Genomic DNA, 22,023 nt, shown 5'->3' on the forward strand with positions numbered 1-22,023 from the left:
GTCCGCTCCGCGCCGGCCGTTTCGTCACACGGGACGAGGGCCGTCGCATCCTGAGCGCTCGTCCTGAGCGGGGCGCGGACAGCGCGCTCTAGGACTCCACAACCGAATCGGTACAGCCAAAGATTTTCCGGGAGGAAGCGGAATGTCCGCAATAGCACAGGTCATCGACGCGAATACCGCCGAAGCCGGCACGGAGCGGGAACTGACGGATGGGTTCCATCTCGTCATCGACGCGCTGAAGCTCAACGGCATCGAAACCATCTACGGCGTGCCCGGCATTCCGATCACGGACCTCGGCCGCATGGCGCAGGCCGAAGGCATCCGCGTGGTCTCGTTCCGTCACGAGCAGAACGCCGGCAACGCCGCCGCCATCGCCGGCTTCCTCACCAAGAAACCCGGCGTCTGCCTCACGGTGTCCGCGCCCGGCTTCCTCAACGGCCTGACCGCGCTGGCGAACGCCACCACCAATTGCTTCCCGATGATCCTGATCTCGGGTTCGTCCGAGCGCGAGATCGTCGATCTCCAGCAGGGCGATTATGAGGAGATGGACCAGCTGGCCATCGCCAAGCCGCTCTGCAAGGCCGCGTTCCGCGTTCTGCACGCCGCCGACATCGGCATCGGCGTCGCCCGCGCGATCCGCGCCGCGGTGTCCGGCCGTCCGGGCGGCGTCTATCTCGACCTGCCCGCCAAGCTGTTCTCCCAGGTGATGGACGCGGAAGCCGGCGCCAAGTCGCTGGTGAAGGTGATCGATCCCGCCCCGGCCCAGATCCCCGGCCCGGACGCCGTGAAGCGCGCCCTCGACGTGCTGAAGGGCGCCAAGCGCCCCCTGATCATCCTCGGCAAGGGCGCCGCCTATGCCCAGGCCGACGAGGAGATCCGCGCCCTCATCGAGAAGAGCGGCATCCCCTTCCTGCCCATGAGCATGGCCAAGGGCCTGCTGCCCGACACCCATCCCCAGTCGGCCGGCGCCGCGCGCTCGACCGTGCTGAAGGACAGCGACGTGGTGGTGCTGATCGGCGCGCGCCTCAACTGGCTGCTGTCGCACGGCAAGGGCAAGACCTGGGGCGACGCGCCCAAGCAGTTCATCCAGATCGACATCGAGCCGAAGGAGATGGATTCCAACGTCGAGATCGTCGCGCCGCTGGTGGGCGACATCGGCTCCGTGGTCTCCGCTTTGCTGGCCGGCATCGACGACAAGTGGCCGGCGCCCCCGGCCGACTGGATCAACACCATCGTCACCAAGCGCGACGACAATATCGCCAAGATGGCGCCGCGCCTGATGAAGAATTCCTCCCCCATGGACTTCCACGGGGCGCTGGGCGCGCTGCGCACCGTCATCAAGGAGCGGCCCGACGCGATCCTCGTCAATGAGGGCGCCAACACCCTCGACCTCGCCCGCGGCATCATCGACATGTACCAGCCGCGCAAGCGCCTGGACGTCGGCACCTGGGGCGTGATGGGCATCGGCATGGGCTTCGCCGTTGCCGCCGCCATCGAGACCGGCAAGCCGGTGCTCGCGGTGGAAGGCGACAGCGCGTTCGGCTTCTCCGGCATGGAGGTGGAGACCATCTGCCGCTACAACCTGCCGGTCTGCATCGTGATCTTCAACAATAACGGCATCTATCGCGGCCTCGACACCGACCCGACCGGCCGCGATCCCGGCACCACGGTGTTCGTGAAGGACAGCCGCTACGACAAGATGATGGAGGCCTTCGGCGGCGTCGGCGTCAATGTGACGACCCCGGACGAGCTGAAGCGCGCCGTGGACGAGGCCATGGACAGCGGCAAGCCGACCCTCATCAATGCGGTGATCGACCCCGCCGCCGGCACTGAAAGCGGACGTATCGGCAATCTGAACCCGCAAAGCGTGGTCAAGAAGAAGTAGGCCGACCGCACGAGAGCAGGGCGGGGCCGAAGGTCCCGCCCATCCCCTTCACCCGCGTCGATAACCAACGAACAAGACCAAGCGTTGCTTAAGGCGCGCGCGGAGAGGAAAAGAGGAAATAGATGGCCAAGGCTCTGGACGGTGTCCGCATTCTCGATTTCACCCATGTCCAGTCCGGACCGACCTGCACCCAGCTGCTCGCCTGGTTCGGCGCGGATGTGATCAAGGTTGAGCGTCCCGGCGAGGGCGACGTGACGCGCACCCAGCTGCGCGACGTGCCCAATGCCGACAGCCTCTATTTCACGATGCTGAATTCCAACAAGCGCTCCATCACGCTCGACACCAAGAACAAGGAGGGCAAGCGCGTCCTCGAGGAATTGGTGAAGGTGTGCGACGTGCTGGTGGAGAATTTCGCCCCCGGCGCGCTCGACCGCATGGGCTTCACCTGGGAGCGCCTCCAGGAACTCAATCCGCGCCTCATCGTGGCGTCCGTGAAGGGCTTCGGCCCGGGCCCGTTCGAGGATTGCAAGGTCTATGAGAACGTCGCCCAGTGCACCGGCGGCTCCGCCTCCACCACCGGCTTCCGCGACGGCCTGCCCCTGGTGACCGGCGCGCAGATCGGCGACAGCGGCACCGGCCTGCATCTCGCGCTCGGCATCGTCACCGCGCTGTTCCAGCGCGAGCACACCGGGCGCGGCCAGAAGGTGCTGTGCGCCATGCAGGACAGCGTGCTCAACCTGTGCCGCGTGAAGATGCGCGACCAGCAGCGCCTCGCGCGCGGCCCGCTGCGCGAATACAGCCAGTTTGGCGAGGACATTCCGTTCGGCGATACCGTGCCCCGCGCCGGCAACGATTCCGGCGGCGGCCAGCCCGGGCGCATCCTGCGCTGCAAGGGCTGGGAGCACGACGACAACGCCTATCTCTATTTCATCACCCAGGCCCCGGTCTGGGAGAAGATCTGCGACGTCATCGGCGAACCCACCTGGAAGACCAATCCGGACTATGCGACCGCCGCCGGGCGCCTGCCGCACCTCAACGAGATCTTCACGCGCATCGAGGCGTGGACCATGGCCCACACCAAGTTCGAGGCCATGGAAGTGCTCAACAAATACGACATTCCCTGCGGTCCGATCCTGTCCATGAAGGAGATCGCCGAGGACAGGTCGCTCTATGCCACCGGCACCCTGGTGGAAGTGGAGCACCCGGTTCGCGGCACGTATCTCACCGTCGGCAACCCGATCAAGCTGTCGGACAATGACGTGCCCGTGGAGCGCTCGCCGCTGCTCGGCGAGCATACCGACGACGTGCTGGCCAATGTGCTGGGCTTCGATGCCGACCAGATCGCGGCGGTGAAGCAGTCCGGCGCGGTGGGCGAGCCGTTCCGCCAGGCCGCGGAATAGGATTTCAACCGGGCGACGCGGGTCCGCAGGGCCCGCCGCCTTGGGCCTTCGCCCGCCCCGGTTCGCCGGGAAAGGCGCCGGGCATACGGCAAATGGCCGCCACCCTGGCGGCGGCCTTGGAACAGGTGGCGATTATCGCCGAGAGAGTGAGACGATGCATCCGCATGTGACCCCCGCCGCACGCGCGGCACACCTCGCCGGCGCGATCATCGCACCGGCCCCGTGCATGGTCCCCGCCGGGCGTCGCCCGGGGCGGGCGCACCGTGCGGCGGCGGCGGCCTTCCCTCGCTCCTCCCGTGCCGGCCGGCCCTTCCTTGCGCTGTCATGCTGCGCATCGAAGCCGGCCCTGCGCGCGCCGGCTCCCGAAGAATTCCAGCTGCGCCTCGCCGCCCGATACGGCCGCGGCACAGCAACGGAATAAAATAAGCTAGTACAAAACTAGCGCCCCTTTCTCGCGCAAGGTCGAACGGCCGAAGCGGGGAAGGTTTTCACTTCCTGGCTGGAGCCGGTTGGGCGCAGAAGGTCAGGAATAAAGTCAAACGCTCGAAAGGGAATTCGACGATCATGAGCAAGCCACTCGAAGGCATTAAGATTATCGACTTCACGCACGTTCAGGCCGGCCCGGCCTGCACCCAGCTTCTCGCCTGGTTCGGCGCGGACGTGATCAAGGTCGAGCGTCCCGGCTCGGGCGATGTCACCCGCTCCCAGCTGCGCGACATCAGCAATGCGGACGCGCTGTACTTCACCATGCTGAACAGCAACAAGCGCTCGCTGACGCTGGACACCAAGACCCCCGAAGGCAAGGAAGTCCTCACCAAGCTCATCAAGGAATCCGATGTGCTGGTGGAAAACTTCGGCCCCGGCGCGCTCGACCGCATGGGCTTCACCTGGGAGCACATCAACGAGCTGAACCCCGGCATGATCGTCGCGTCCGTGAAGGGCTTCAGCGACGGCCATCATTACGAAGACCTGAAGGTCTATGAGAACGTCGCGCAGTGCGCGGGCGGCGCCGCCTCCACCACCGGCTTCTGGGACGGCCCCCCGACCGTGTCCGCCGCTGCGCTGGGCGACAGCAACACCGGCATGCACCTCGCCATCGGCATCCTCACCGCCCTGCATGGCCGCAACAAGACCGGCAAGGGCCAGAAGGTCGCCGTCTCCATGCAGGATGCGGTCATCAACCTGTGCCGCGTCAAGCTGCGCGACCAGCAGCGCCTCGACCGCGTCGGCTATCTGGAGGAATACCCCCAGTATCCGCACGGCACCTTCTCGGACGTGGTTCCCCGCGGCGGCAATGCCGGCGGCGGCGGCCAGCCCGGCTGGGTTCTGAAGTGCAAGGGCTGGGAGACCGATCCCAACGCCTATATCTACTTCACCATCCAGGGCCATGCCTGGGCGCCCATCTGCAAGGCGCTGGGCAAGGAAGAGTGGATCTCCGATCCCGCCTACAACACCGCCGAAGCCCGCCAGGACAAGATCTTCGACATCTTCGCCTTCATCGAGAACTGGCTGTCGGACAAGACCAAGTTCGAAGCGGTGGATATCCTGCGCAAGTTCGATATCCCCTGCGCGCCCGTGCTCACCATGAAGGAAATCGCCGAGGATCCGTCCCTGCGCGAGAGCGGCACGATCGTGGAAGTCGATCACAAGGAGCGCGGCAAGTACCTCACCGTCGGCAGCCCGATCAAGTTCTCGGACACCTCGGTTGAGATCACCGGCTCCCCGCTGCTCGGCGAGCACACCGACGAAGTCCTCGCGGACCTCGGCTACAGCGAAGAGCAGATCAAGGCGCTTCACGCCGCCCGCGCGGTCTGAGCCTTCTATTCGAACCGAAGGCCTTTCGCCTTCCCGGACGGCGCGCCAAGGTGCGCCGTCCTTTCCAGGTCCCCCCATTTCGGACAGGCCGCGCTGCGCCGCCCGCACGCGCCGTCCCGCCATGATGCATTTCCGATCCGCGCACTGCCCTGCCGCGCTGCCGGGTCTTCCTCTCCCCGCACGCCGGCCAGCCGCTCGCGGCGCATGCCGCCGGCCCGAGCGCCAGCGGGGACAAATTCGGGCGTTCCCCTCGCGGGACGGCTCGAAGTGCGGCACTTCCCTCCGCCGTCGGCGCGGAGGAACGGGACGAGATCGGCGCGTCGCCGGACCTGCGGGCTGAGCCTGCGGTCCGGCCCTCTCCTCGCGGGAGGCTCGGTTTGGCGAGGCCGCGCGCACGCGAAGTACGACCCTCGTCCGCCGGGCGCGTCACGCCGCCGGCACCCATCCCGGCCCGCCGCCTACCGCGTCGAAAGCCGGAGCCGCGGGCAACGCGGCCCATTCACGCAAGGGGGAACACCCTCATGAACATCCATGAATATCAGGCGAAGGCGATCCTTCGCGACTATGGCGCGCCGGTCTCGCGCGGCATTCCCGCCTTCACCCCGGAAGAGGCCGAGGCGGCCGCACGCGATCTCGGCGCGAAAGAGGTCGGGGGCGTCGTGGTGGTGGTGAAGTCCCAGATCCACGCCGGCGGACGCGGCAAGGGCACGTTCAAGGAATTGCCGGCCGGCGCCAAGGGCGGCGTGCGCGTGGTGCGCACCCCCGACGAAGTGAAGGCCGCGGCGCAAGAGATGCTCGGCCACACGCTCGTCACCATCCAGACCGGCCCCGCGGGCAAGCTGGTGAACCGCCTCTATATCGAGGAAGGCGCAGCGATCGAGAAGGAGTTCTACATCTCCCTCCTGGTGGACCGGGAATCCTCGCGGGTGTCGTTCGTGGTCTCCACCGAAGGCGGCATGGACATCGAGGACGTGGCCCACAATACGCCTGAGAAGATCGTGACCTTCTCGGTCGATACCGCGACCGGCATCCAGGCCCATCACGGCCGCCGCGTCGCCGATGCGCTGGCGCTCACCGGCGATCTCGCCAAGCAGGCCCAGGCCCTCACCGCGACGCTCTACAAGGCGTTCGTGGAAAAGGACATGGAGATGCTGGAGATCAATCCGCTGGTGGTCACCAAGGACGGCAAGCTGAAGGTGCTCGACGCCAAGGTCGGGTTCGACGGCAACGCGCTCTATCGCCATCCCGACATCGCCGCTTTGCGCGACGAGAGCGAGGAAGACGACAAGGAGATCGAGGCCTCCAAGTACGACCTCAATTATATCACGCTCGACGGCACCATCGGCTGCATGGTGAACGGCGCGGGCCTCGCCATGGCGACCATGGACATCATCAAGCTCTACGGCCTTGCGCCCGCGAACTTCCTCGATGTCGGCGGCGGCGCCACGAAGGAGAAGGTGACGGCCGCGTTCAAGATCATCACCGCCGATCCCGCCGTGAAGGGCATTCTGGTGAACATCTTCGGCGGCATCATGCGCTGCGACGTGATCGCGGAAGGCGTGCTGGCGGCGGTGAAAGAGGTGGGGCTCGCGGTGCCGCTGGTCGTGCGCCTGGAAGGCACGAATGTGGACCTCGGGAAAAAGATCATCCGCGAGAGCGGGTTGAATGTGATCCCCGCCGATGACCTCGACGACGCCGCGCAGAAGATCGTGGGCGCGGTGAAGAAGGAAGCTGCGTGATGTCCGTGCTTATCGACGCCAATACCAAGGTCATCACCCAGGGTTTCACGGGTAAGAACGGCACCTTCCATTCCGAGCAGGCGGTCGCCTACGGAACCAAGATGGTCGGCGGCACCTCGCCCGGCAAGGGCGGCACCACCCATCTCGGCCTGCCGGTGTTCGACACCGTGATCGAGGCGCGCGAGGCCACCGGCGCCGACGCCAGCGTGATCTATGTGCCGCCTCCGGGCGCCGCGGACGCGATCCTGGAAGCCATCGACGCGGAAATCCCGCTCATCGTCTGCATCACCGAAGGCATCCCGGTGCTGGACATGGTGAAGGTGAAGCGCGCGCTCTCCGGCTCCAAGTCGCGCCTGATCGGGCCGAACTGCCCGGGCGTGATGACGGCCGGCGAATGCAAGATCGGCATCATGCCGGGCAACATCTTCAAGCAGGGTTCGGTGGGCGTGGTCTCGCGCTCGGGCACGCTGACCTATGAGGCGGTGTTCCAGACCACGCAGGAAGGCCTCGGCCAGACCAGCGCGGTGGGCATCGGCGGCGACCCGGTGAAGGGCACCGAGTTCATCGACATCCTGGAGCTGTTCCTGGCGGACCCGAAGACGCAGTCGATCGTGATGATCGGCGAGATCGGCGGCTCGGCGGAAGAGGATGCGGCGCAGTTCATCGCGGACGAGGCCAAGCGCGGGCGCAAGAAGCCGATGGTGGGCTTCATCGCCGGCCGCACGGCGCCTCCGGGCCGCCGCATGGGCCATGCGGGCGCGATCATCTCGGGCGGCAAGGGCGGCGCGGAAGACAAGATCGCGGCCATGGAAGCCGCCGGCATCCGCGTCTCGCCTTCGCCCGCGCGCCTCGGCAAGACCCTGGTCGAAGTCCTCAAGGGCTGATCGGACTTCCGCGCGGCGCCGCCGCGCGGATCTTCATTGAACGACCGGGCCGGGTCGCGGAAAGCGACGCCGCGCAGCCGGCCCCCTCATCTCAGGTCAGGAGCCACCCGATGGCGAAATGGGTCCGTTTCACGCACAACGGAAGCACCGGCTTCGGCCTGCTGGAAGGCGAAGCCATCGCCGTGCACCAGGGCGACATGTTCGCCGGCGCCACGCCCACCGGCGAACAGCTTCCGCTCGGCGCCGTGACGCTCGAAGCCCCGAGCGTGCCAAGCAAGATCATCGCCTTGTGGAACAATTTCCACGGCCTTGCCGCCAAGCTCAATGTCGCCGAGCCGGCCGAGCCGCTCTATCTGCTCAAGGCCACCACCTCGGTCGCGGCGCCGGGCAGCATCGTGCATCGGCCGCCGGCCTATTCCGGCAAGACGGTGTACGAAGGCGAGCTCGGCATCGTCATCGGCAAGACCGCGAGCAATATCTCCCAGGACGAGGCGGCGGCCCACATCTTCGGCTATACCATCGTCAACGACATCACGGCGGCGGACATCCTGAACAAGGACCCGACCTTCCCGCAATGGGCGCGCGCCAAGGGCTTCGACCAATACGGCCCGTTCGGCCCCTGGATCGAGACACAGTTCGACGCCCCCACCGCCAGCGTGCGCACCATCCTCAACGGCGCCGAGCGGCAGAACTACCCGCTCGCCGACATGATCTTTCCGCCGCACCAGCTCGTGGCCCTGCTCTCCCAGGACATGACGCTGAACCCCGGCGATCTCATCGCCTGCGGCACCTCGGTGGGCGTGGGCTCCATGAAGGACCCGTCGAACGAGATCGACATCGTCATCGACGGCATCGGTACCTTGAAGAACATCTTCGTGCAGTGACTCGCGCGCCGGGGGGCGCGCGCGATACGGCGGATGATGTAAGAGGGTCCCGGACCACGTCCGGGACCCTTTTTCATGACCCCACCGGTAGCCAGCCCCTTCTCGCCGCCCAATCCCGATTTCGAGCAGCGCGTGCGCGACAGCTTCGCCCGCCAGCCCTTCATGGCGACGCTCGGCGCCCGGCTGGCGCGCGTGGAAGCGGGACGGGTGGAAGTCGTCCTGCCCTTTGCCGAGGGCCTCACCCAGCAGCACGGCTATTTCCACGGCGGCTCCATCGGCGCGATCGCCGACACCGCCGGCGGCTATGCGGCCTTCACCTTGTTTCCCGCCGATTCCAGCGTGGTGACGGTGGAATACAAGGTCAACATCATGTCGCCGGGCCGGGGGGAGCGTCTCATCGCCGTCGGCGAGGTGCTGAAGCCGGGCCGCACCCTCAGCATCGTGCGGGTGGACGTGTTCGCGGAAGCGGACGGCACGCGCACCCATTGCGCCACCGGCACGCAGACCCTGTTCTGCCTCGCCGGCCGCAGCGACACCCGCGCCTGATGCGCTTTCCCACCGCCCTCCAGCCGGCGATCCTGGTCCGCCGCTACAAGCGCTTCCTCGCCGATGTGGTGCTGGCGGACGGCAGCGAGACGACCGTCCACGTGGCCAATTCGGGTGCCATGAGCGGGCTCGCGACGCCCGGGGCGCGGATCTGGCTCTCGCGCTCGCCCGTCCTCACCCGCAAGCTGCCGCTGAGCTGGGAGATGGTGGAGGCGGATTTCGGCGCCGGGCTGGAACTGGTGGGCGTCAACACCATGCATCCCAACGCGCTTGTCGCCGAGGCGATCGCGGCCGGCGCCATCCCCGCGCTCGCCGGCTATGCCAGCCTGCGGCGCGAGGTGAAATACGGCCTCAACAGCCGCATCGACCTGCTGCTGGAAGGCGCCGGCCGGCCGCCCTGCTATGTGGAGGTGAAGAATGTGCACCTCATGCGCCGGCCCGCGCTGTCCGAATTTCCCGATTGCGTCACCGTGCGCGGCACCAAGCATCTGGTGGAACTGGCCGCCCAGGCCCGCGCCGGCGCACGGGCGGTGATGGTCTATCTGTGCCAGATCGGCTCGGCGCGCGGCGTCGCCATCGCCCGCGACATCGACCCCGCCTATGGCGCCGCGTTCGATCTCGCCCGCGCGGCGGGGGTGGAGGCGCTCGCCTTCGCCTGCCGGCTGGATCCCGGCGGCATCGCGCTGGATCGCCCCATTCCCATGCTGGGGTGAAGCTGGCGCGCCGCGCGCCTGCCGCAGGCAAAAGCGCGCGGACACTTGCTTTGCGCGCCGCATGGCCTAAATCTGATGCAAATGCAATTCACGCTGGCGACGCCGCCGGCCCAGGACCAAAGCGATGACCTATGTGGAGGCGGCCCAGGCGCCGCTCAGGAAGACCGGCCATATCAAGCTCTATGGCCCCGCCGCCTTCGAGGGCATGCGCAAGGCCGGCCAGCTGACCGCCCGCGCGCTCGACGCGGTGGCCGAGATGGTCGGCCCCGGCGTTTCCACCGCCGCGATCGACGATCTGATCTTCCAGTTCGCCATGGACAATGGCGCCCTGCCGGCGACCTTGATGTATCGCGGCTATCGCTATTCCGTGTGCACCTCCATCAATCACGTGGTCTGCCACGGCATGCCGAACGCCCGGCCGCTGCGCGAGGGCGACATCGTGAACGTGGACGTCACCTTGATCCTGGACGGCTGGTACGGCGATTCCAGCCGCATGTTCGCCATCGGCGAAATTCCTCGCCGCGCCGAGCGGCTGATCGAAGTGACCTATGAGTCCATGATGCTCGGCATCGAGGCCATCAAGCCGGGCGGCCATGTGGGCGACATCGGCGCGGCGATCCAGGATTTCGTCGAGCCGCAGCACATGAGCGTGGTGCGCGATTTCTGCGGCCACGGCGTCGGCCAGGTGTTCCACGATGAGCCGAACATCGTCCATGTGGGCCGGCGCGGCGAGGGACCGGAGCTGAAGCCGGGCATGATCTTCACCGTGGAGCCGATGATCAATCTCGGCCGCCCGCACGTGAAGGTGCTGTCCGACGGCTGGACCGCGGTGACGCGCGACCGCTCGCTTTCCGCCCAGTTCGAGCATACGGTCGGCGTGACCCAGACCGGGGTGGAGATCTTCACCCTCAGCCCGAAGGGCTATCACAAGCCGCCCTATCTGCCGGCCTGACCATGGCGGGGGAGCCCGAGGACGGCATCGCCGAGGCCGGCCCCCATTTCCTGGGGCATCGCGACCGCCTGCGTGCGCGCTTCCGCGAGGCCGGTTCGGCGGCGCTGGCCGATTATGAATTGCTGGAACTGGTGCTGTTTCGCGCCGTGCCGCGCCGCGATGTGAAGCCGCTCGCGAAAGCCCTGGTGGCACGGTTCGGCTCCTTCGCCGAGGTGGTGGCCGCGCCCGCCGCGCTGCTCGCCGAGATTCCCGGCGTGAAGGATGCCATCGTCACCGAGCTGAAGATCGTCGAGGCCGCCGCCCATCGCCTCGCCAAGGGCCAGATGAAGCGGCGCCCCGTGCTCTCCTCCTGGAGTTCGGTGCTGGATTATTGCCGCGCCTCCATGGCGTTCGCCGAGCGCGAGCAGGTGCGGGTGCTGTTCCTCGACAAGCGCAACCAGCTGATCGCCGACGAGGTGGTCCAGCAGGGCACGGTGGATCACGCGCCGGTCTATCCCCGCGAGGTGGTCAAGCGGGCGCTGGAGCTCTCCGCCACCGCCATCATCCTGTGCCACAACCACCCCTCGGGCGATCCCACGCCCTCGCGCGCCGACATCGACATGACGCGCAAGATCATCGATATCGCCAAGCCGCTGGGCATCGACGTGCACGACCACATCATCGTGGGGCGCGACGGCCATGCGAGCCTGAAGGGGCTGCGGCTGATGTGAGGCCGAACCGGGCGCGCGCCTGCGCCACCCGGCGCGCCGCGCAACACCGGAAACATTCGGCAAGCCTCGCGCACGCTTGCGCCCGCATATGGTCGTAACGGTGCCTCATTGAACGGGCTTGGTGCGCGCATGCAGCTTTTCGGCAGAAGATCCATGCCCTTTTGCTTCCAACCCGGCGCCGCGCGGCGCTCCGCCCTCGGTCTTCTGGCGCTTGCCGGCGCGGCGATGCTCGCGGGCGCGCCGGCGCGGGCGCAATATTATCCCTATCCGCCCACGGTCTATGGCGCCCCGGCCGAGATGCCGCGCGTGTATCGCGCGCCGCCGGGCTATGCGACCGGAACGGTGATGCTGCCGCCGCAGGAGATCCGCTCCATCGTGCTCAATCTCGGCTATGGCCGGGTCGGGCGGCCGGTGCTGCGCGGGCGCACCTATATGATCGACGCGGTGGATGATCGCGGCCCGCTGATCCTCGCGGTGGATGCCTATTCCGGACTGGTGCAGCCGGCCGATCCCTCCATGTTCGGGCCGCCCGGCGGCCCCTATGGCGCCGCCCCGCCGCAAGGTGCTTATGGGGCAGCTCCCCCGTCCGGCGCTTATGGAGCGGCTCCGCCGCAAGGTGCTTATGGGGCGGCTCCGCCGCCCGGCGGTTACGGCGCTGCCCCGGCTCAAGGCGCCTATGGGGCGCCCCAGCAGCGCAGCCAGCCGGTGGCCCGCGCCCCGCTGCCAAAGCCCCGTCCCGCCGACAGCGAACTCGCCAGCACCTCCGGGCCGGACATCGCGGCCCCCGCCGTGCCGCCGGCGGACGACGGCGCAGCCGATGACGGTGCACCCGATACGGCGGAAAATCCCGGCGCCCTCCCCGTGGCGCCGCCCGAGGGCGCCAACGCGCCGAAGGCGGGGACACCCGGCCTCGCCTCGCCGACGCCGAGCATGTCGGCGCCGGTGGTCGGGCAGCCGGCGCCCGTTCCATCGCCGGCGGCCACCAAGCCGCAGACCGCCGCGAACACCCCGATCCCCGCCCTGCCCCCGGCGCCGCCCCAGGGCCCGACCGGCGCGGGAACGGCGACGCCGGGCGACGGCGTTTCGGCCGGAACCGCCTCCGTGCTCTCGCGCACCGCGCCGCCCGCCAAATGAGGCGGCGCGTCGGGGCGGCTTAAGTGTCGAAGCTATGAAGGTTGTTCATCCGGAGCTTGGCTGAGAAGCTGGGGTTGCGAGCCAACCAACCCTGAGCCGGAGCTTCCCGGATGAACGTTCATAAGAATGCCCGGCTGACACCGTCGGGTCGAGCCCTGCTTGTGGATCGGATAGAGACGGGCTGGCGCGTACGGTCGGCGGCGGCCGCTGCTGGTGTATCGGTGCGAACGGCCTACAAGTGGCTGGGCCGGCATCGGCGAGGGGGCGCGGGCCGGCATTGTGACCGCAGCTCGGCGCCCCGCCGATGTCCCCGTGCCACGCCGGCAGGGCGGGTGGCCGAGATCGAGCGGCTCCGGCGCCAGCGCATGAGCGGCCCCCAGATCGCAGCCTTGCTCGGCATGGCGCGCTCCACGGTTGGGGCGGTCCTGCGGCGCTTGGGACTGGGCCGGCTCTCGGCGCTGGACCCCAAACCTGTGGTCGTCCGCTACGAGAAGGCGGCGCCCGGCGAACTTATCCACATGGACATCAAGAGCCTGGGCCGGATCGATGGGATCGGCCACCGCATCACCGGCCAGCATGCGGGCCATCACCGGGCCCGGGGGATCGGCTACGAACACCTGCACGTCGCCGTCGATGACGCCTCGCGCCTGGCCTATGTCGAGCTGCTGCCGAGCCTGGGGCGCGAGGATGCCACCGGCTTCCTGCGGCGGGCCCTGGCCTGGTATGCCCGCCACGGCATCACCGTCCAGCGGGTGATGACCGACAACGGCTCGGCCTATCGCTCCAGGCTATTCGCCGATGCCTTGCGGGACGCCGGCGCCCGTCACGTCCGCACCCGCCCCTACACCCCGCGCACTAACGGCAAGGCCGAGCGCTTCATCCAGACATCCCTGCGCGAGTGGGCCTACGCCAGGCCCTATTGCTCCTCAAGGGAACGGGCGGCCGCCGCCCACACCTGGGCAGACACCTACAATCTCTCCAGACCCCACACCGCTCTCGGCGGACTGCCACCTTGGAAAAGGCTGAACAACCTTCTTGGAAACGACACTTAAGCCAGGCCCACTTGCGCCAGCGCCGCCGCCTGCCGTGCCGCGACGCTCTCCAGGCTGAAATCCGCCATCGCCTCCTCGAACAGGCGATGGAAGTTCAGCTCCGCCTTCAGGTGCAGGAACACCGCGCCGAGGCCGATGGCCGCGCGATCCATGAACACGAATTCGCGCGGCACCGTCACCGGCCCGAGCCGCTTCAGCGCCGTATGCACGCGGAACGCCTCGCGCCGCCCGTATTCGCCGGGCGCCACCCCGTCGGCGATGGTGCGCACCCGGTCGTCCATGAGCGGCCCATAAATGAAGCGCGCCCAGATGTTCAGCACATCGATCAATTCGCGCTTGAGACCCTTGAAGCCCCAGGTCTCATAGGCGTGCACCACCCGCGCCTCGTCGTCCGCCAGCAGGCCGCGATAGAGGTCCACCACCCCCGCCACGAAGGCCGGCGGGAAGATGCGGATGCACCCGTAATCCAGCAGATTGATGCCGCCCGGCGTGCCGGCTTCATCGCAAAAGACGGTGTAATTGCCGAGATGCGGGTCGCCGTGGATCACCCCGAACCGGCTGAACGGCAGCCACCAAGCGGTGAACATGGCGCGCGCCAATTGGTTGCGCTCCTCCAGCGCATGCTCGGTGAAGCCCAGGATCTTGCGGCCTTCCAGCCAGTGCAGGGTCAGCAGGCGGCCGGTGGAGAGATCGTTGCGCACGCTCGGCACGCGCACATGGTCCTGCCCCTCCAGCATCAGGGCATAAAGCGCGGCGTGCTTGGCCTCGCGGCGATAATCCAGCTCCTCGCGCACCCGCGCGCCAATCTCCCCGGCGATCTCGCGGGTATCAATGGCCGGATCCATGCGGCGATGAAGCGAGAACAGGAGATCGAGCTGGCTGAGATCGGCTTCCACCGCCGCCTGCATGTCGGGATATTGCAGCTTGCAGGCCAGTTCCTCGCCGTCGCGCGCCACCGCGCGATGCACCTGGCCCAGCGAGGCGGCGGCCGCCGGCTTGTGCTCGAAAGACGCGAAGCGGGCCTCCCAGTCGCGGCCCAGCTCCGCCATCATGCGGCGCCGCACGAAGGCCCAGCCCATGGGCGGGGCGTCGTTCTGCAGCTTCTGCAGCTCGGCGGCATATTCGGGCGGCAGCACGTCGGGAATGGTGGACATGAGCTGCGCCACCTTCATCAGCGGGCCCTTCAGCCCGCCCAGCGCCGCCGCGAGCGCCGCCGCATTCCCCTCGCCCGTCTTGTCGAGCCCGAGCAGCCGCGTTCCGGCCATGCGCGCCGCGACACCCCCCACATTGGCGCCCACCCGCGCGTAGCGGGCGGCGCGGGCGGAGAAGCGGTTGCGCTCGGCGTCTTCGGTCATGGGGCGGCTCGCTGTGCCCGGAGGCCGGGCTCAGCCGCGCGCGGTGTGGCGGGTGAGCGCCAGCAGCACCAGGAGGGTGAGGGGCGTGAGAATGTCCGTATAGAGAATGGGGCCGGCATTTCCCGCCGCAAGGTTGCCGGTCTCGACAATCTGCACCACATGCCCCACGGCCGCCCCGCCGAGGAAGCCCGCGGCCACCACCGCGACGCCGAGGCGAAAGCCCCAGTTGCCATAAAAGGCCGCGATCACGCCGGCGAGGCCCATGCCGAGATTGGCCATGCCCACCTCGAACTGGAACGGGCTCGGCGCCCAGCCGATGGCGCGCGCCGACTCGGCCGCGAAGAACACATGGCCGAGGAAGGCCCACAACCCCATCAGCCCGAGCGGCACCAGGAACAGATAGCGCAGCAGCCGGTCCGCCACGAAGCCGGGCGGCAGGGGGCGGGCGGCCCGCGCCACGGCCAAGGCGGCGAGCGCCAGGGCAAGGCCCCACGACAACAGGGGAACCCAGAACACCATGCGCGCCTCCCTCCATCCCGAGGCCGCAAGGTGCCATCATTTCTCCCGCGCATCCAGTGCGCGGCGCCGTCGCGCTTGCAGGCGCGCGCGGCGCGGCCTATGGCAGACGGATGAGCGGGGCCGGCAGCGCAAGATCGACCGTGGCGGGGTGGGTGCTCCGCCTCGCGCTCGCCTATGCGCTGCTGCTACAACTGGTGCTCGCCTCCGCCGCCGGGGTGCAGCATGCCGCCGCCACGGCGCCCGATCCCTGGGGCGCCATTTGCGCCGGGCGCGCCGCATCCGGCACCGATACGCCCGCGCCGGCACCGCATATGGACCTGTGCTGCGTGCTCGGCTGCCTCGCCAGTCCGCTGCCGCCCCTGGTCCCGGCCGGGGAGGCCGCGCGGCCGGAGCCTGCGCCGCGCATCACGGCCATCGCCTTCCCGGAGCGCCCGGCCGCCGGCCCGGCGCGCCATGCGTCCCGCCCCTTCCACGCCCGGGGACCGCCGTTCGCCGTTTGAGCCTGTCCGCAGACCCTCAAACCCGTTCGGAGACGTTCCATGTCCAATTCGTTCGCGCGCACCGCGCCGCTCGGCCTCGCCGCCACTCTTCTCGTGACCCTCGCCGGCCCCGCTTTCGCCCATGTGACTCTCGCCGAGGGGCAGGCCGCTTCCGGCACCTTCTACAAGGGCGTGCTGAAGGTACCGCACGGCTGCGGAGAGGCCGCAACCACCGCGATCAAGGTCACCATTCCCGAGGGCGTGGTGACGGTGAAGCCCCAGCCCAAGCCCGGCTGGACCCTCGCCATCGAGACCGGCCCTTACGAAAAGACCTATGAGGTGATGCACGGCGGGCCGGTGAAGGAGGGGGTGAAATCCCTCACCTGGTCCGGCGGCCCCCTGCCCAACGCGCAATATGACGAGTTCGCCTTCATCGCCTATCTTGCCCCCCAGGCGCAGGCGACCAAGCTGTATTTCCCGGTCTTGCAAACCTGCGAGGGCACGAGCGCCGACTGGTCGGACATCCCCAAGGACGGCGCGCCCATGCCCTCGCACCCGGCCCCGGCGCTGAGGCTCGCGGCGGCCAACGCGCCTGCCGCCGCCACCACCGTCAAGGCCGGCACCCTCACCATCGAGCAGCCCTGGGCCCGCGCCACCCCGGGCGGCGCCAAGGTGGCGGGCGGTTATCTGAAGATCACCAACACGGGTGCCGTGGCGGACAAGCTGGTGGGTGGCTCGTTCGAGCGCGCCGGCCGCTTCGAAGTGCATGAAATGAGCATGAACAACGGCGTCATGACCATGCGGCCGGTGACCGGCGGCCTTGAGATTCCCGCGGGCGCCACGGTGGCGCTGGCACCCGGCGGCTATCATCTGATGCTTCAGGATCTCAAGCAGCCGCTGAAGGAAGGCGAGAGCGTCAAGGGCACGCTGACCTTCGAGAAGGCCGGAACGGTGGACGTGGTGTTCGACGTGCGCGGCATCGGCGCCGGTGCGCCCGCGAGCGCGCCCGCCGCCGGCGGCATGGGCGCAATGGGCGGCATGGAGCACCAGCACTGACCGCCTGAGGCGGCGCGGCGCGGGGGAAGGCTCAGCCTTCGATTTCCTCGCGCAGGATTTCCAGCCGCAGCCATTCTTCTTCCGCCGCGTCCAATTCCTTCTGCACCTTGGCGAGCGCGGCCGAGGTGCGCTCGAACGAGCCGGGATCGCGCTCGTACAGCACCGGGTCGGACAGGACGGCACCCAGCTTGTCCGCCTCGTTGCGCAGCTTGTCCAAGGTCTTGGGCAAGGTCTGGAGCGCATGCTTCTCGTGGAAGGTGAGGCGGCGCTTCTTGCCGTCGTCGGCGGGGCCGGCCTTGGGCGCGGCTTTCGCGGAGGATTTTCCGGCCGACGACTTGGCGGGCGCCGCGCCCTCGCCGCGCTTTTCCTTCGCCTGCACGCCGTGGCCGCGCTGGTTCACCATGTCGGCATAGCCGCCGGCATATTCGGTGAACACGCCCGCCCCTTCCGCCGCGATCACGCTGGTGACGGTGCGGTCCAGGAAGTCACGATCATGGCTGACCAGGATCACGGTGCCGGGATAATCCGCCACCATTTCCTGCAACAGGTCGAGGGTTTCCAGATCGAGATCGTTGGTGGGCTCGTCGAGGATCAGCATGTTGGACGGAAGGGCCAGCGCCCGCGCCAGCATGAGCCGCCCGCGCTCCCCGCCCGACAGCACGCTCAGCGGCGAGTTCGCCTGGTCCGGCGTGAACAGGAAGTCCTTCAGATAGCCCATCACATGCTTGGGCACGCCGCCCACCAGCACCTGATCGCTGCCGCCGCCGGTGAGGGCGTCGCGCAAGGTGGTGTTGGGATCGAGGGCCGCGCGCTTCTGGTCGAGCGAGGCGATTTCCAGATTGGCGCCGAGGCGCACCGTGCCGCCGTCCGGGGCGAGTTCGCCGGTGAGCATCTTCAGCAGCGTGGTCTTGCCGGCGCCGTTGGGGCCGACGATGCCGACCCGGTCGCCGCGCACGATGCGGGTGGAGAAATCGCTGACGATGGGCACGCCGTCATAGGATTTGGAAATGCCCTTGGCCTCGATCACCAGCTTGCCCGAGGTCTCCGCCTCGGTGACGGTGATCTTCACATTGCCCTGGGCGCGGCGCTCCTCGCGCCGGTCGGTGCGCATGGATTGCAGCAGGCCGAGGCGGCGCACGTTGCGCTTCCGGCGGGCGGTGACGCCATAGCGCAGCCAGTCCTGCTCGGCGACGATCTTGCGGTCCAGCTTGTGGCGGTCGGTCTCTTCCTGCTCCAGAACCTGGTCGCGCCAGGCCTCGAAACTGGCGAAGCCCTGGTCCAGCCGGCGCGTGGTGCCGCGGTCCAGCCAGATGGTGGCGCGCGACAGATTTTGCAGGAACCGCCGGTCATGGCTGATGACCACGAGCGCGGAGCGCAGCGACTTCAGCTCGCTTTCCAGCCATTCGATGGCGGGCAGGTCCAGATGGTTGGTGGGCTCGTCCAGCAGCAGCACGTCCGGCTCGGGCGCGATCACGCGCGCCAGCGCCGCCCGGCGCGCCTCGCCGCCGGACAGATGGGCCGGATCCTCCTGGCCGGTCAGCCCGAGCTGGTCCAGGAGATATTGCGCGCGATATTCCTCGTCGCCCGGCCCGAGGCCGGCTTCCACATAGGCGAGCGTGGTCGCGAAGCCGGAAAAATCCGGCTCCTGCGGCAGGTAGCGCACGGTCGCGCCCGGCTGGAAGAAGCGAACGGCGGCGTCGGCCTCGATCAGGCCGGCGGCCACCTTCAGCAGGGTCGATTTTCCCGACCCGTTGCGCCCGACAAGGCACAGCCTTTCGCCCGGCGACACGGAGAGTTCCGCGCCGTCGAGCAAGGGGGTGGCGCCGAAGCGCAGATGGACGTCTTGAAGCGAAATCAGCGGTGGGGCCATGGCGTCGGCTTAGTGGGTTTTGCCGACGGATGGAACCCATCCGTGCCGGCAAAGGCACCAAGACACGCACGGAACACGGCGGATCACGCATCCGACGGCCTTGGCCGCAGGGACGTCCGCTGGATGTCGGCTTAGTGGACGGTCGCTTCGCCGCGCAGCCGGGCGATCTGATCCTTCAGCAGGAGCTTGCGACGCTTGAGTTCGACGACCCGCAACGGGTCGGAAGCGGCGTGATTGAGCTCACGCTCTATGGCCATCTGAAGGGCTGCGTGACGACGCTTGAGCTCTTCGAGGTGCGACTGGACGGACATGCGTTTCGTCTCCCTGTCTGCAACGAAGGACAGTCTGTCATGGAGGCGGCAAAGAGTCCAAGGGCTATTTTTGCACCCGTTCCAGCCTGCGTCGCCGTGCGGCTTGCGGCCTGGGGAGGCGGTGCGGTATGCGAGATGAGGCAGCTCGGACCGCAACGGATATGGCATGACCAGTGACGAGGAACGGGAGCTGAGATTGCTGCTGGAGCGCCTGCGGCAGGAGCATCGGGACCTGGATGCCGCCATCGACGCTCTGACCGCGGTGACCGGCTCGGATATCCTGCAAATTCAGCGGCTGAAGAAGCGCAAGCTCCAGCTGAAGGACCGCATCTCCCACCTGGAAGACGAGCTGTTTCCCGACATCATCGCCTGACGGACGCGCCGCAAAAAAGGCCCCCCGGACGCGCCGGAGGGCCGATTTCAGCGGATCCGAACGGAGCGGACCCGAGGCCCAACGCTCAGATCTGGCCCAGCATCGCCTGCGCCGAGGAGACGTCCGCCTTGGAGGGCACGTCCTCGACGTTCAGGGACTTCACGACGCCATCCTCGACCAGCATGGAATAGCGCTTCGAGCGCACGCCGAGGCCGGCCATGGAGCCGTCGAAGGTCAGGTCCAGCGCCCGCGAGAATTCGCCGTTGCCGTCGGACAGGAACAGGATCTTTCCATCGGCGCCGGACGCTTTTTCCCACGCGCCCATGACGAAGGGATCGTTGACGGAGACGACGGCGATGGTATCGATGCCCTTCGCCTTGATCTCATCGGCGCGCGACACGTAGCCCGGAAGATGATTCTTGTGGCAGGTGGGCGTGAAAGCGCCGGGAACCGCGAAAAGAACGACGCGCTTGCCCTTGAACACATCATCGGTGGTCTTGGGAACCGGGCCGTCTTCCGTGGAAACGCGGAAGGTCGCCGCGGGCAGGGTATCGCCGACTTGGATTGCCATGGGTGGTTTCTCCGCAGACTTATCGGCGCTCTGGGGCCGAATGCGGCGCAGAATAGGGAGATTTGCGCGCGAGGAAAGCCGCGATGGCCCCTAGCCCGTCATTTCCTCTTGAGCGGGACGCTCGCCTCCACCGCTTTGTCGGAATCCACGAGCGTCAGCCGCACCGCCTTGCCCTCCCAGGTTTCGCCCGAGGGCAGGCCGTCGAGCTCCAGGGTGAAGCGGGCTTCCCCGTTCGGACCGAGCACGCGGCTCGGCAGGGGCAGCGCCCAGCTGTCGTCGGGCCCTTCCACGAACAGGTCCGCCTTCTCCGAGGCGACGCTCGCCGTCACCACCAGCAGCGGCGCCGGGGCGCGGGCCTCCCCCGGGGCGGGGCCGGGGGGCGAGGCTTCCTGCTCGATCACCTCGGCGGAGAGCAGCGCCGGAGCGGGACCCGGGCCGAGGACGACGGCCGCCGGCACCCGCGCCCGCGCCGCCGCGAGCGCCGCGCTCGCAGGCTCCCCGCCGGCGGGAATATCGAGGCTCGCCTGGGCATGGACCGGCACGCACAGGGCTTCGCACACCGCGAAATCCAGCGACAGGTCGATGCGCGCCGAGCGTCCCGGCTCGGCGAGCCGGACCCGCAGCGGCAGCAGCACGCTGCCGCCCTTGTAGCCGATGGAAAAGCCGCTCGCGCCATCGGAGAAGCGCCGGGGCGCGGGGAACGCCACCTCCACTCCCGCCACATTGCGCGAGCCGCTCCAGTCGAAGCGGGGCGGAACGCCGCTGTCGCCGGGATAGCGCCAATAGGTCTTCCAGCCGGGAGCGAGGCGGATCTCGATCCCGGCCTCCACCACCCCGTCCGCCACCGCGCCGGAGATCAGGCGCACATCGGCGTTCTGCGCATGGCTCCAGGGGGTTTCGGCCGCCGCCGACGGCGCCGCCGGCGCCAGCAGGGCGAGCAGGAGGGCCGGGGCCAGCGCCGGCGATCGGGGGCGGGGAAAGCTCATGGAGTGCGCCTACAACCTCGCGCCCGCGAGCGCAAACGCGCACCGCGCACTTTCATGTGACGGCACAGGGACGTGACCGTCGATCCTGCCAATGTGGTGGCATCCACCTGCGGTTCACCGTTTTCAAATCCGGAAGGTCGGGTTAGGCTGTGGGAATGATGGTCGATCGCAAGGCCTTTTCCCTCGGCACCCCGCCGGATTTCCTCGACGGGCAGATGCTTATTGCCATGCCGTCCATGCAGGACGAGCGCTTCTCCCGCGCCCTCATCTATGTCTGCGCCCATTCCAACGAAGGGGCGATGGGCATCATCGTCAACCAGGCGGCATCCCATATCAACTTCGCCGATTTGCTGGTGCAATTGGATGTGGTGCCCGAGGACGCACGCATCCTGCTGCCGCAGCGCGCAGGGGCGGTCAAGGTGCTGCGCGGCGGCCCGGTGGAGACCGGGCGCGGCTTCGTGCTGCATTCCTCCGATTATTTCATCGAGAATTCCACCTTGCCCATCGATGGCGGCATCTGCCTGACCGCGACGCTGGATATCCTGAAAGCCATCGCCGGCGGCACCGGGCCGCACAGCGCGGTGCTGGCGCTCGGCTATGCCGGATGGGCGCCGGGGCAGCTGGAAACCGAGATCCAGGCCAATGGCTGGCTGCATTGTCCGGCCGACCCGGACCTGATCTTCGGCGAGAGCATCGAGGCCAAATACGATCTCGCCCTGCGCAAGCTCGGCATCGACCCCGGCATGCTCTCCAGCGAGGCCGGGCACGCCTGAGGGGGCGAGGGGTCGG

The 22,023-nt window shown here is 68.2% G+C and carries 22 protein-coding genes; 16 read left to right on the plus strand and 6 right to left on the minus strand.

Annotated features, from left to right (window positions below):
* Nucleotides 1-142 precede the first annotated feature (142 nt).
* From oxc to V5F84_RS00955, 12 genes are all read left to right on the plus strand, one after another.
* On the plus strand, nt 143-1,885 hold the full coding sequence (gene oxc, locus V5F84_RS00900) for an oxalyl-CoA decarboxylase (RefSeq protein WP_394043138.1): 1,743 nt from the start codon (nt 143-145) through the stop codon (nt 1,883-1,885).
* A 122-nt stretch (nt 1,886-2,007) separates the two neighbouring features.
* Complete coding sequence (frc, locus tag V5F84_RS00905; protein WP_394043139.1) at nt 2,008-3,285, plus strand: formyl-CoA transferase; 1,278 nt, start codon at nt 2,008-2,010, stop codon at nt 3,283-3,285.
* Between the two features lie 564 nt (nt 3,286-3,849).
* Nucleotides 3,850-5,100 (plus strand): formyl-CoA transferase, encoded by a 1,251-nt coding sequence (gene frc, locus V5F84_RS00910; protein ID WP_394043140.1) that lies wholly within the window; start codon nt 3,850-3,852, stop codon nt 5,098-5,100.
* Nucleotides 5,101-5,621: 521 nt separating this feature from the next.
* Nucleotides 5,622-6,839, plus strand: a complete 1,218-nt coding sequence (sucC, locus tag V5F84_RS00915) for an ADP-forming succinate--CoA ligase subunit beta (protein WP_509277141.1) — start codon at nt 5,622-5,624, stop codon at nt 6,837-6,839.
* Nucleotides 6,839-7,723 (plus strand): succinate--CoA ligase subunit alpha, encoded by an 885-nt coding sequence (gene sucD, locus V5F84_RS00920; protein ID WP_394046902.1) that lies wholly within the window; start codon nt 6,839-6,841, stop codon nt 7,721-7,723. Before sucC ends, sucD begins: the two co-directional genes overlap by 1 nt.
* A 110-nt stretch (nt 7,724-7,833) precedes the next feature.
* Nucleotides 7,834-8,607 carry a fumarylacetoacetate hydrolase family protein gene (locus tag V5F84_RS00925; RefSeq protein WP_394046878.1) on the plus strand — a complete coding sequence of 258 codons (774 nt, stop codon included), beginning with the start codon at nt 7,834-7,836 and terminating at the stop codon, nt 8,605-8,607.
* A gap of 75 nt (nt 8,608-8,682) precedes the next feature.
* Nucleotides 8,683-9,153 carry a PaaI family thioesterase gene (locus V5F84_RS00930; RefSeq protein ID WP_394046880.1) on the plus strand — a complete coding sequence of 157 codons (471 nt, stop codon included), beginning with the start codon at nt 8,683-8,685 and terminating at the stop codon, nt 9,151-9,153.
* Nucleotides 9,153-9,866 carry a DNA/RNA nuclease SfsA gene (gene sfsA / locus V5F84_RS00935; RefSeq protein ID WP_394046882.1) on the plus strand — a complete coding sequence of 238 codons (714 nt, stop codon included), beginning with the start codon at nt 9,153-9,155 and terminating at the stop codon, nt 9,864-9,866. Before V5F84_RS00930 ends, sfsA begins: the two co-directional genes overlap by 1 nt.
* Nucleotides 9,867-9,990: 124 nt before the next feature.
* Entirely contained in the window at nt 9,991-10,818 is an 828-nt protein-coding gene (gene map / locus V5F84_RS00940; RefSeq protein ID WP_394046884.1) for a type I methionyl aminopeptidase, read from the plus strand.
* Nucleotides 10,819-10,820: 2 nt separating this feature from the next.
* Nucleotides 10,821-11,528 carry a RadC family protein gene (gene radC / locus V5F84_RS00945; RefSeq protein WP_394046886.1) on the plus strand — a complete coding sequence of 236 codons (708 nt, stop codon included), beginning with the start codon at nt 10,821-10,823 and terminating at the stop codon, nt 11,526-11,528.
* A 153-nt stretch (nt 11,529-11,681) separates the two neighbouring features.
* Nucleotides 11,682-12,662: a hypothetical protein gene (locus tag V5F84_RS00950; RefSeq protein ID WP_394046888.1), complete on the plus strand. Its 981-nt coding sequence runs from the start codon at nt 11,682-11,684 to the stop codon at nt 12,660-12,662.
* A gap of 110 nt (nt 12,663-12,772) precedes the next feature.
* Complete coding sequence (locus V5F84_RS00955) at nt 12,773-13,714, plus strand: IS481 family transposase (RefSeq protein WP_509277115.1); 942 nt, start codon at nt 12,773-12,775, stop codon at nt 13,712-13,714.
* Here V5F84_RS00955 and V5F84_RS00960 read toward each other — a convergent pair.
* Together V5F84_RS00960 and V5F84_RS00965 are read right to left on the minus strand one after the other, a co-directional pair.
* Complete coding sequence (locus tag V5F84_RS00960; RefSeq protein WP_394046319.1) at nt 13,711-15,069, minus strand: ABC1 kinase family protein; 1,359 nt, start codon at nt 15,067-15,069, stop codon at nt 13,711-13,713. The genes V5F84_RS00955 and V5F84_RS00960 overlap by 4 nt on opposite strands.
* A gap of 30 nt (nt 15,070-15,099) precedes the next feature.
* A complete protein-coding gene (locus V5F84_RS00965; protein WP_394046321.1) occupies nt 15,100-15,588 on the minus strand; it encodes a DUF6790 family protein in 489 nt (162 codons plus the stop codon).
* 152 nt (nt 15,589-15,740) lie between these two features.
* Between V5F84_RS00965 and V5F84_RS00970 the strand changes: the two genes are divergently transcribed.
* Together V5F84_RS00970 and V5F84_RS00975 are read left to right on the plus strand one after the other, a co-directional pair.
* On the plus strand, nt 15,741-16,088 hold the full coding sequence (locus V5F84_RS00970; protein ID WP_509277142.1) for a DUF2946 family protein: 348 nt from the start codon (nt 15,741-15,743) through the stop codon (nt 16,086-16,088).
* 39 nt (nt 16,089-16,127) lie between these two features.
* Complete coding sequence (locus V5F84_RS00975; RefSeq protein ID WP_394046325.1) at nt 16,128-17,123, plus strand: DUF1775 domain-containing protein; 996 nt, start codon at nt 16,128-16,130, stop codon at nt 17,121-17,123.
* Between the two features lie 31 nt (nt 17,124-17,154).
* Here the strand turns inward: V5F84_RS00975 and V5F84_RS00980 are convergent, their stop codons facing one another.
* A complete protein-coding gene (locus V5F84_RS00980; protein WP_394046327.1) occupies nt 17,155-18,993 on the minus strand; it encodes an ABC-F family ATP-binding cassette domain-containing protein in 1,839 nt (612 codons plus the stop codon).
* Between the two features lie 131 nt (nt 18,994-19,124).
* Nucleotides 19,125-19,304 (minus strand): YdcH family protein, encoded by a 180-nt coding sequence (locus V5F84_RS00985; RefSeq protein ID WP_394046329.1) that lies wholly within the window; start codon nt 19,302-19,304, stop codon nt 19,125-19,127.
* 166 nt (nt 19,305-19,470) lie between these two features.
* On the opposite strand from V5F84_RS00985, the gene V5F84_RS00990 reads away from it, so the two are divergent.
* Nucleotides 19,471-19,677 (plus strand): YdcH family protein, encoded by a 207-nt coding sequence (locus V5F84_RS00990; protein ID WP_394046331.1) that lies wholly within the window; start codon nt 19,471-19,473, stop codon nt 19,675-19,677.
* Between the two features lie 85 nt (nt 19,678-19,762).
* Here V5F84_RS00990 and V5F84_RS00995 read toward each other — a convergent pair whose 3' ends face one another.
* Together V5F84_RS00995 and V5F84_RS01000 are read right to left on the minus strand one after the other, a co-directional pair.
* The gene (locus V5F84_RS00995) at nt 19,763-20,248 is read right to left on the minus strand and encodes a peroxiredoxin (RefSeq protein WP_394046333.1); all 486 of its coding nucleotides are present in this window, start codon (nt 20,246-20,248) and stop codon (nt 19,763-19,765) included.
* Nucleotides 20,249-20,346: 98 nt separating this feature from the next.
* Nucleotides 20,347-21,234 (minus strand): protein-disulfide reductase DsbD domain-containing protein, encoded by an 888-nt coding sequence (locus V5F84_RS01000; protein WP_394046335.1) that lies wholly within the window; start codon nt 21,232-21,234, stop codon nt 20,347-20,349.
* Nucleotides 21,235-21,389: 155 nt separating this feature from the next.
* Between V5F84_RS01000 and V5F84_RS01005 the strand changes: the two genes are divergently transcribed.
* A complete protein-coding gene (locus V5F84_RS01005; protein ID WP_394046337.1) occupies nt 21,390-22,007 on the plus strand; it encodes a YqgE/AlgH family protein in 618 nt (205 codons plus the stop codon).
* The last annotated feature ends 16 nt before the right edge of the window (nt 22,008-22,023 follow it).

This window comes from Roseixanthobacter liquoris (genome assembly GCF_043195135.2).
Classification (GTDB): Bacteria; Pseudomonadota; Alphaproteobacteria; order Rhizobiales; family Xanthobacteraceae; genus NCEH01.